Raw genomic sequence first — 9,338 nt, 5'->3', positions numbered from 1 at the left:
GGCGCGCCCTGCGGTCGATGCGCCGGCAGTCCTTGCGCCTGCCGGGAGCGCAGGCGCGCGACCCAGGTCGGGCGGCCCGCCGACTGGCCGGGACGGGCCGGCGCCGGACGTCCCCGATGCTGTGGCGGGCGGCCGTGTGGGCGATGTAGAGGCGGGCGCGGATCCGATGGGCTTGGTCATGTTGGGTGGCGTCGGTGGCGGACAGCGCCATCGAGACACCGGTGACGGTAGCCGCGGGGGTGCGGGAAGGCGCGGAAAAGACGAAACGCTGCTTCAATTAGCGAAGACCGGTACGCTTTCGCGGGAAGCTGAGATGGCGTTGCGTAGAGAAAAATAATTTCGTCACGTTTGTGCCGATAAGTCTGGGGGGCAGGCACTCCTGCAGGGCTGAATCGTTGGCCGCAAAGCCTGGGTACCAGCGCGCGAAGTCCTCACGCAGGCGGCCGTCGAGCACGCTGGTTCGTACTTGCAGGAGCAGGCTGCGCACCTTGTGGCGACCAGCGCATCTGTTGCGACTTGGACATGCGTTTGTCGATGGTCTGATTGACTGCCGCCGTCTCGACAACTCTGTTTGCGCCGGGTCGGCTTCCGCATTACCCGTTTCGAGGCCTGCTCAACGTTCACTCACATTGCGGCCTGCACGAATCGCCAAGTCGCTTGAAGGCCCCCTACACCGAAGGCTTTAACCGCTTCGTAGATCGAAATACTCTCAGCCTCTCAGTTCGGCTGTTCCGCATGGGCATGCTTCGACAGCTGGCGGGGACCTTCGCTTGAGGGTGGCGCCTCACATCAGACTGTTCAACGCGCCTTCCACTCGCTTGAACCCGATTCGTTCCTGCTCGAGTCGAATCTGCATGTCCTCCAAACGCTTCCATCGCAGATCGTCGAACAGCGAGCGCTCTTCGAGGGTAAGGCGCGAAAGATCGCGCAGCGTCGGTTCGGCTTCATGCGACCACTGCGGCCGCAGGTCCATCAGAGTCTGACGGTCCATGAGGAACGATTCGACATGCGCAAAACGCGCGCGCAACTGATCGAGGATGGCAAACCCATGCGTGTCGATGTCACCCCAATAGTGAATCGATTTTTCCTGAAGCCATCGCGCCTGGGAAAGCATGTCGAATCCATACCCTGCGCCAAAGATCACCATGGCATTCGACACTGCCGGAAACGCCAGGAAGTTGATTTCGTTCTCGGTCATGAAGACCCTCGACACCGCCACATTGAGCGTTGCAAAGCATTCGTCGGTGACGGTGATGTCCTGGTCGCCGCTCCCGAGCATTGCCTGTCGCGCATCGAGCATGCGAAAGCGCACACGCATCGGCTTGTTGCGAAAGCCATACCGCTGCACGAAACCCGAGACGCCGCTCGCCGACGGATCGATCGCGTCGGCCGGCAACACGTGGTCGAGCATTTCCGACAGCACGGCCCGATGCTCCTCGATGAACTTGGTGTGGATGCCGGGCAGATCCACCTGCCGCAGATAGATTCCAGGGCGCGGATGAGCTTGCATCCATGAAACCACTTCCAGCAGCCGCGGCCAGTCGCAAGCAATGGCCAGAGCTCGCAGCGGATTGGCATTCAGGCAGGTCAGCAGTGCCGAGTGTTCTGCTCGGGTGCGGTCCACCAGGCGGCCAAACACCTGCGCCTCCCGCTGCTTTCCGAGCAGATGGAGCGCGTCGTCCAAGGTGTCTATCCACGTCTCGTTGGGCAGCACATTGCTGCCGATGACCCGGTGCCTGACCTCTCTCAAAACCAGCCGATAGCCCCGACCCTTTTCGTTCTTCGCACCTTGCTGCAATGCCCGCGACCACGCACGCACCTCGTCGAAGCGATCTGAAAGGTCAGATGAACTCGGCACCTTGAGCGTCAGCCGCAATGGAAAAACGTCTGTCGCAGCCACCATGCAGGAAAGCAAGCGGCCCTTGTCCCACAGCCTGAGCAACTGCGAGCGCAAGTCAGAGGCCGCAGTCCAGCTCATGGCTCGCGTCCGTCTCGTTCCGCCCGGTATTCCTCGATGCTGAGGTTGCGCAGCCGAGAAGCGCGCCCCTCTTCGTTGTGAACGAAACCGACGTTGGAAACGAAGGGCTCGATGATGTGAATCTTCTGCAATGGCGTGACGATCAGCAGCTGCAAATTGAGCTGCTGGAAGAGCCTCAGCCCATACTGCGCCGAATCGTCCGAACCACGTCCGAAGGCTTCGTCGATCACCACGAACCTGAACGAACGCGAGCGAATCGCGCCCCACTCCAGCCCGAACTGATAGGCCAGGCTCGCCGCCAGAATGGTGTAGGCGAGCTTTTCCTTCTGACCTCCGGATTTGCCGCCGGAATCCGAATAGTGTTCGTGCTCGCTGTTGTCTTCACGCCAGCGTTCGCTCGCGGCAAAGACAAACCAGTTGCGAACGTCTGTGACTTTGGCGGCCCAGCGCCGATCGTGCTCGGATGTCCCTTCTCGTCCGCGGAAACGCTCGATGATGTGCTTGACCTGCAAGAACTTCGCCTCCGAATACTGCGCGTCGTCCGAGCCTGTGAGTGCTCCTTCGGTGCATGCGCGAAGTTCGGTCTGGAAGTCTCGAACGTCGGCGTCGGTGGCGAGCTGCGCCTCGAGAACGATGTAGCGACTCGGGTTGTAGTCGATCTGGGTCAAGGACTCATTGATGCGCGCAATGCGTTCCTTGATGGTCTCGCGCTCGCGATTCAATTGCGACTGGAAGTTGGCAACTTCGCGGATCGTGTTCTCGTTGAGCAGCTCCTTGAAGCGCGCCTCAAAGCGAGGCAAATCGTCGGCGTTCAACTGCTCGAGCATTGCGCGGTACTCGAAGGCGGCGTCGATGCTCACATCCACGTCCTGAGTGTCAAGCTTGTGCGCGTCCTTGTATTCAGCCATGGCCCTCACGATTCTTTCGCGAAGACGAGAAAGTTTCTTGTCTTCGGAATCGATCCGGCCCTGCAGCCGCTCTCGCATGTGCTGCTCTCGGTTGTCGCAGGATTCGACACTGAGCTGGTGCTCGCCGAGCAGCTCGGCACGAAGGACATCAATGCGTTCGAATTGAAGGACATGCACCGAAAACGACGGGTCATCGAGAACAAGCCGGGTCTGCTTCAGCAACGCCTCGGCATCCGTCTTCTTCTGCTCAGCCCTCGCCCGCTCATTCTTATGAACGTCCAGCGCCTCTTCGGTCTTTGCGAGCGCAGCCGTCAATTCGTTCAAGTTGTCGGCGAGCACCCTCAGCTTGTCGGATGCAGCTTCGAGTTCGCGCTTTTCGTCTTGCAACCTGGAGACTTCGGCAGCCACCGGCCTCCAGTCGAGTTCCCGAAAATCACGGTACTCGTCAAGCTTGTTCAATGCCTGCAGACGCTCTCGTGCGGAGTATTGTTCCTTCTGTAGCGAAGCAATCTGGGCACCCGTCTGCGCAAGGCGCGACTCGATGACCCGTGCCTTGTTCTGCAGCGCAGCGATCTTGGCGTCGTTGCTCCAGCCCAGCACGTAGCGGCTGCGGTCGTCAATGCGATGACGATCATCCTTTTCATGCCGCTCACCCGGCGCCTTGATCTGCCCGGCACGCGTGATCGCCTTGGCTTCTCGGCGGAATTGCTCCTGGTTGGCACAACATGCCACGTCGAAGCGATGCGCCACCTCGCGCTCCAGCCAGGCATTGAAGGGGGAATCAGGCTTGACCGCCAGCTTGCGGGCCAAGGAATCGGGATGCATGGCCGTGTCCGGGCGGGGGTCCTTGCGCGCCGGGCGGACTCGAAAATAGACCAGCCGGCCTTTCAACTGAGTGTTGTCGACCCATGTACTCACCGCGGCATAGTGAACGTCCGGCACGAGCAGCGATAGGCCAAAGTTGCGCAACAGCCGTTCGGTAGCCCCCTCCCAGTCTCGCTCGTCGTCACGGACTTGAATCAACTCGCCAGCGAACGGCATGTCAACTTCGCGCAAGTCGAGGGCGCCACACACGGCAGCACGCATCGCGACTTGTTGTGCATCGATGTTGCTTCGACGGGCCTTCAGGCTCTTGATCTCATCGGCCAGCGCATCGTGTTCTTGCCGACCTTGTGCAAACACGACCCCAGCCTCATTCAATTCATTCTGAATGGACGCGTCTCGCTCGGCCGCGGCTTCGCGCAACTGCCCGCACAAGGCGCGCTGTGCGAGGAAATCCTCGCCGCTGTCCATGCTGATCAGACCGAGCGCCTTGCGTAGCTCGTCGTAGCGCTGGAATTTCGCGAGTCGTCGGCTTCTTTCTTGCTCTTTCTCGGCGATTTCGCTCGCAAGCCGCTCGATTCGATCGCCACCGTTGTCGGCAATGGCACGCCGCAGTTCACGCTCCTCGATCTGCTGCGTCTTCCTTTGGTTCTCCAACCTCCCGATGTGCCCGCCCTGCCTCGTCAATTCTTCGCCGAGGTGGACGATGCGCCTGTCGAGAAGATCGGCCTTGTGCCTCGCAAAATAGGGCTTGAGTGCTTCGCGGCAGTCTCGCAATGTCTCGATGTCAGCGAGCAGTTCGGCATGCCGGTTGCAATCCTGAACGAGTGGCGTCAGAAGCTCGACTTGCCGCTTGGCCTTGAGCACGGCAACGTGCGCGCGATGCAAGTCGTCGAAATGGGCAATCAACGCCTGCATGCGCGGGGCCACGTCGAATGGCTCAAGCATGTGGACGCGCACGAAGTCTGTGAGGTTGCCCACCGACTTCATCGACACGGTTTGATGGAACAAGTCCAGCGCTTGTTCGTTCTGAATCCCGAAGCGCCTGCGAAATGACGCGCCATACGGCGGAAAGCTGTCCTCGATGTCCACTCGGGCCGCGCGCAGGCGCTTGCGCAACTGAGCGATATCGGTCCCGAACTGCGCGAAATCGGAGGCAATGGACAGTTCACGGTCAGCCACTGCATACAAGCGCACCGGCTGCGCCTGCCCATCTTTGAGCCAGAACACCTGAGCAAGCGTGACTGTCTGGTCGTAGCCATCGTTGCGAAAGACGCCGAGGATGACGGAGTAACTGTTGTGATCGCGCAGTGCCACGGGTCGGCCCGACCCACTCGTGTCATTGCGCTCGGACTTGTAGTGCCCAAGCACATACGAGCGCAGCGTGCGTTCTCGCGCATCTGCGCCGGCTGCCTTGTTGTAGGCCACCCGGTGCGCGGGCACGAGCAGTGTCGTCACCGCGTCGACGAGCGTTGACTTGCCGGAACCAATATCGCCGGTGAGCAGCACGTTGCGGCCGTCAGCACGCAGCGTCCAGACGCGGCCGTCGAACGTGCCCCAGTTGAAGACTTCAACGCGCTGGAGGCGAAAGCCAGCGAGTTGCTCGTCGCCGAGAAACTCCAGACTCATGGCTTCATTCTTCATCGGCGCTTCCTTCGATCTGCGCGCGATAGGCAGCAAGGCGCTCGTCGAACTGAGCCAGCCATTGCGCATCAACGAAAGCCTTGAGTATTCGCTGCACCTCGATCATGTTCTCCTGCCCGCGCAATCGGCGCACGAAGCCGAGGTCTGCCACACGATTCAAGTGCGTGTCGACTTGATCGATGAGACGGGCTTCATTGCTTCCTTCGGGAAGGAACACGCGGATCATCTCCACGACGTTGTCGCGCGAGACGATGAGGCGCGTGCCGCCGCCTGTGGCGTCGAACTCCGCCAGCTTCTTGCGCAAGAGCGCGAGCAGCAGGCTGACCGCGAAGGACAGCGGGCGACGAGCAACCAGGCGCGGTATCCGAGGCGCGGCATCGTCATCTGACTCGGGGCGCGAGCGCAGAAAGGCATAGCCCTCTGCTTCATCCAGCATCAGTTCCAGCCCAAGCACTGCGACATAGTCGCGCACCCTGGCTTGCAAATTCAGCATCGCGCTCCATTGGCCTGCGTCGGCGTCCCGATACATCACACCTTTGAGCAAAGGGATGACGATGGCGGAGAGGTCTGTCGCACCGCGATCGCCTCCCTGGGGGTCTTCAGTCAGCATGGTCATCTCGCAAAAATCACACGGGGCAGTCGTGCCCGCTTCCAATGCCCGTCGCGGGTCTGCCATGCCAGGGTTTCCTCGACATCATCGTCAACCACTGATGTTCCTCGCTCGTCTGCCAAGTGCAGATAAGCCACCAGCTCAGCGAGTCCATGCTGCAACGGGTGCGCTTGGACCAGTTCGGCCAAAGTGACCTGCGAGCGCTGCTGCAAGGCGGTGCGCACTTGTTGCGCCAGCGCAGCCTTGTCGATCACGAACTGCGAGAACAAGGCTGCCGTGTCGAGCTCCTCGTCGCCGGACTCGAGCCTGACGTTGGCAATCGATGGCTTGCGCGCCGGCGTATGAAGCGGCCGCTCCATCGGCAAGTCGATACCTGCCGCGGTGTCAGCGATCGACATGAACTCCCCCGGCGGCGGCGATGTGCGCACGGCCAAGGCCTTGGCCTCGATGCCGCGAAGTATGTCCATGATGCGGCGGTTCTCGAGGTAGGCCTGATCGTCCAGAAAGCGGCGCAACTGCTGAGACAGCAGGGCCACGGTTCGCTGGGTATGCTCTCCGGCTTCCAGCCAGTCGTAGTGCACACGGCGCATTCGGATGTCGGGAGTCAACGCAGCAACCGGCTGCAACTGCAGCACCCGATCGAGGAGCTGCGTCAGCTCTTCCTGCCTGGACTGCGACATCAGGAAATCCCAGAAGGCGCGAAAGCTTCGGCCCTGGTCGGACTCCGCAATGAGGTCGCGCTCACCCATGATGTCCTCCAGAAGCGCGCCCTTTGCTCCGTCCCAAAGCGCGATGCGCTCACGCACTCGCCGGTCCAGTCCGCGAAAGTTTTGCTCCACCTCGCGAAAGTCTGCGAGCAGTTCGCGCGCCAATCCGGCGAACTGATAGAAACGCTCCTTCAAGGCAGTGTCATTCAGCAAAGACATGTCGCCTTGAAGCGTGCGCTCGATCTCGGCATCAATCTCGTCACGCCGCCTTCGAAGTTCGCGCACCCGAAGCTCAGGATCAGTCTCGCTGCCATCGCTCATTTGCCTGAGCAACTCGAACAAGGTCAACAGACGTGACTCCGTGCCAACGAAGCTTCGATCGCCCAGGCTCACCAGCCATGCGATGGCTCGCTCCGTGGCCGGGGTCACATCGAAATGTGGTTCGTCGGACCCTGGCGGATAGAACTTTCTCAACCAGCACTTGTCATTCGCCGCCCAATCATTCAGATAGTCCTGCGCATTCTTGGGATAGGCGTCGTGCCCACGCAGCTCACGCACCGCGAACAGCGCGTCTTCCAGCGCTTCAACGAGGTCCGACTGGCTCATCATCCGCGTATTGGTGACCACAAATACCCGGTGCAAGAAGCTCGCGACCAGTGGAGCCGAATCGGCGGCGAGCAAGCGCCATGCGGGATGCTGGCGTCGCATTGCTTCGAGGGTTGAGTGTTCCAAATTCACAAGTCGTCGAGCCTTGACGGCTTCATGGCGGCGGTCGGCCAAAAAGCACCATGCCGTGGTCTTGAGAGGCTGAGAGTATTTCGAACGTGTCCGAGCAGCACGTCAAAAGGCGCTTGATCTAGGCGAAAAGCGCAGCCATAGCTTGGCCATGGCGAGCATTTGCAACGACGAGCAGGGGGCTTTTGGCGTAATGAGCGGGCATGACCGAAAAACTCTCAGCTCTGAGCCATGGCATGGTGCGCTACAGCTCGAGTATCGCCGAGGGTGCGAGGCCAGCGCGAGGCCACGCGTACAACCCGCCGCCGGGTCGCGATGCGTGGTGTAAGCCGTGGCCTTTTCAAACGCCCGACCGCCCAACGCCGATCGCCGCATTCGCTCGGGAGGCTCGCGCAATGGGTTCCCCTCCATCGGAACAAGATGTGTAGATACCGATACCCTCTGTGAGAGGGTTGGGGATCGCTCCTGGTCATGGGCTGGTCGCGGATTCGCCCGGACGATCGGGGGGGCGGCGCCCTTCGCTTCGCTTAAATACACACCGCTTCGTCTTCGCCCGTCGCACGAAACCGATCGACGCCACGATTCGCACTTCGGCTGGCTCGGCCAAAGTCAATCCATCGGCCTTGGCGAGCCCCCAACCCACAGCAAGAGTGCCCCAAATGTTTCCTCGACTTCCCAGAGCATCCAGTACCCTCAGCCTCCAGGAACAAAACAGCCCACAGCTGCAAAGCCCGACACAGCGACAGGCTGGGTCCACCACTGCAGCGACGCTCGCGCCGCTGGGTCTGAAGCGCCGAACCTTTTCGCCAGGCCCATCTGGACCATCTCGACAGCCGGCCGGTTTGTTGTCCTGCTTCCAGGGCGTCTTCAACAAACGTTCCGGGTCTGCTACAGGATTTTCGCAGCCGCGGATCACTCTTGCGGAAAAGACCCGCAATAGAGCCCGGGCCGAAGCTCTTGCCAGACCTCTAGTGCGTGTGCCGGACGTGCGGCCGATCGCACAACCCAAGTCACTCGAAACGATCGCCGGTGAGTGCGGCGTACGTGTCGCGGCCCTGGAGAAGCACATCCAGGATGAGCTGAAATCCTTCTGCGTCGAAACCGCGACCAGCAATCTCTATTTATATCGAGAAAATTGGGCGCTGATGGACACGCTTTACAATCTCTTCTTGCAGAGCATTGATAATCAATCCCCCCAATGGATTCGGAATACACGTGATTTTGACTCGTTCATTACACATTTTTGCCCGAAGTCAAATAAGAATTCGCAGTCGATACTTATCAATCATATAGGCAGCTTTTTTCGAGACCACCTGCCACCCATGGCGAAATTAACGAGCGATAGGGTAAATAATACCATCTACAACGGCTCAAGAAACTGGATGAAGTTTCCCGAGGCTTTGGTGGATATGGAGGTAGTCGAAGAGGCCCGGCAGCTCGTCAATGAAGGATTTACCGGAAAAGAGAAACTTTTTGTCCACGGCACAGGCTCGGCCGCAATGGCGAATTTTGCCAAGAACCAGGCTATCTGGTCCGCATCTCGGGCAATGCAAAGTGGCGACAAGGTCGTGACAGGAGAATACGTCAAATGGATCGAGCAGGATGGGCAAACCTCGACAACTGGAGGCACGAGCGGGCTGAGAGATATATATACAAGCCGAAATGGTTTGAGCTCGGAAAGCTACACCATGCGACGCTGGTTTGACGAAACTCCGGTCACATTCGGAATCAGTGAACAGAAACAGCGGGCATATAACGACGCCTGCAACATAGATCGGTGGTACGAGAACCCAATGAATGAGGGAGTCACGGTCGGGCCTATCGTTCCGCTGAAAAACGTTGTAGCCATATCAGCGCCCAAGGCCAGTGAGGCACGGATTCGCTCGTGGATCGCGGCGCATTGCCCGCACGCAAAGTTCGTATCGTACGAGGCC

General features: G+C 60.0%; 5 protein-coding genes and 2 pseudogenes. 1 reads left to right on the top strand and 6 read right to left on the bottom strand.

The features are described from left to right. From AC30NL_RS05905 to AC30NL_RS05880, 6 genes and pseudogenes are all read right to left on the bottom strand, one after another. Positions 1-180: pseudogene (locus AC30NL_RS05905) on the bottom strand (hypothetical protein); the annotation flags it as partial. A gap of 217 nt (positions 181-397) precedes the next feature. Further along, a pseudogene (locus AC30NL_RS05900) lies at positions 398-554 on the bottom strand (ISKra4 family transposase); the annotation flags it as partial. 230 nt (positions 555-784) lie between these two features. After that, positions 785-1,978, bottom strand: coding sequence for a Wadjet anti-phage system protein JetD domain-containing protein (locus AC30NL_RS05895; RefSeq protein ID WP_489463083.1), 1,194 nt, complete (start codon positions 1,976-1,978; stop codon positions 785-787). Continuing rightward, the gene (locus tag AC30NL_RS05890) at positions 1,975-5,352 is read right to left on the bottom strand and encodes an ATP-binding protein (RefSeq protein ID WP_489463082.1); all 3,378 of its coding nucleotides are present in this window, start codon (positions 5,350-5,352) and stop codon (positions 1,975-1,977) included. Before AC30NL_RS05890 ends, AC30NL_RS05895 begins: the two co-directional genes overlap by 4 nt. Beyond that, complete coding sequence (locus tag AC30NL_RS05885; protein ID WP_489463081.1) at positions 5,342-5,962, bottom strand: DUF4194 domain-containing protein; 621 nt, start codon at positions 5,960-5,962, stop codon at positions 5,342-5,344. Before AC30NL_RS05885 ends, AC30NL_RS05890 begins: the two co-directional genes overlap by 11 nt. A 2-nt stretch (positions 5,963-5,964) precedes the next feature. Further along, positions 5,965-7,377 (bottom strand): DUF3375 domain-containing protein, encoded by a 1,413-nt coding sequence (locus AC30NL_RS05880; protein WP_489463080.1) that lies wholly within the window; start codon positions 7,375-7,377, stop codon positions 5,965-5,967. A gap of 872 nt (positions 7,378-8,249) precedes the next feature. On the opposite strand from AC30NL_RS05880, the gene AC30NL_RS05875 reads away from it, so the two are divergent. Next, positions 8,250-9,338 (top strand): hypothetical protein (locus AC30NL_RS05875; RefSeq protein WP_489463079.1); only part of this gene is annotated, 1,089 nt, incomplete at its 3' end.

The sequence above is a fragment of the Rhizobacter sp. genome (genome assembly GCA_021153565.1).
In the GTDB taxonomy this organism is placed as follows: Bacteria; Pseudomonadota; Gammaproteobacteria; order Burkholderiales; family Burkholderiaceae_C; genus Albitalea.
This window is presented reverse-complemented; position numbering and strand designations above follow the sequence as displayed.

Bases quoted from the DNA above. Each gene is read 5' to 3' on its own strand.
- AC30NL_RS05895 (WP_489463083.1), bottom strand. From the start codon at position 1,978: ATGAGCTGGACTGCGGCCTCTGACTTGCGCTCGCAGTTGCTCAGGCTG.
- AC30NL_RS05880 (WP_489463080.1), bottom strand. From the start codon at position 7,377: ATGCGACGCCAGCATCCCGCATGGCGCTTGCTCGCCGCCGATTCGGCT.
- AC30NL_RS05885 (WP_489463081.1), bottom strand. From the start codon at position 5,962: ATGCTGACTGAAGACCCCCAGGGAGGCGATCGCGGTGCGACAGACCTC.
- AC30NL_RS05890 (WP_489463082.1), bottom strand. From the start codon at position 5,352: ATGAAGAATGAAGCCATGAGTCTGGAGTTTCTCGGCGACGAGCAACTC.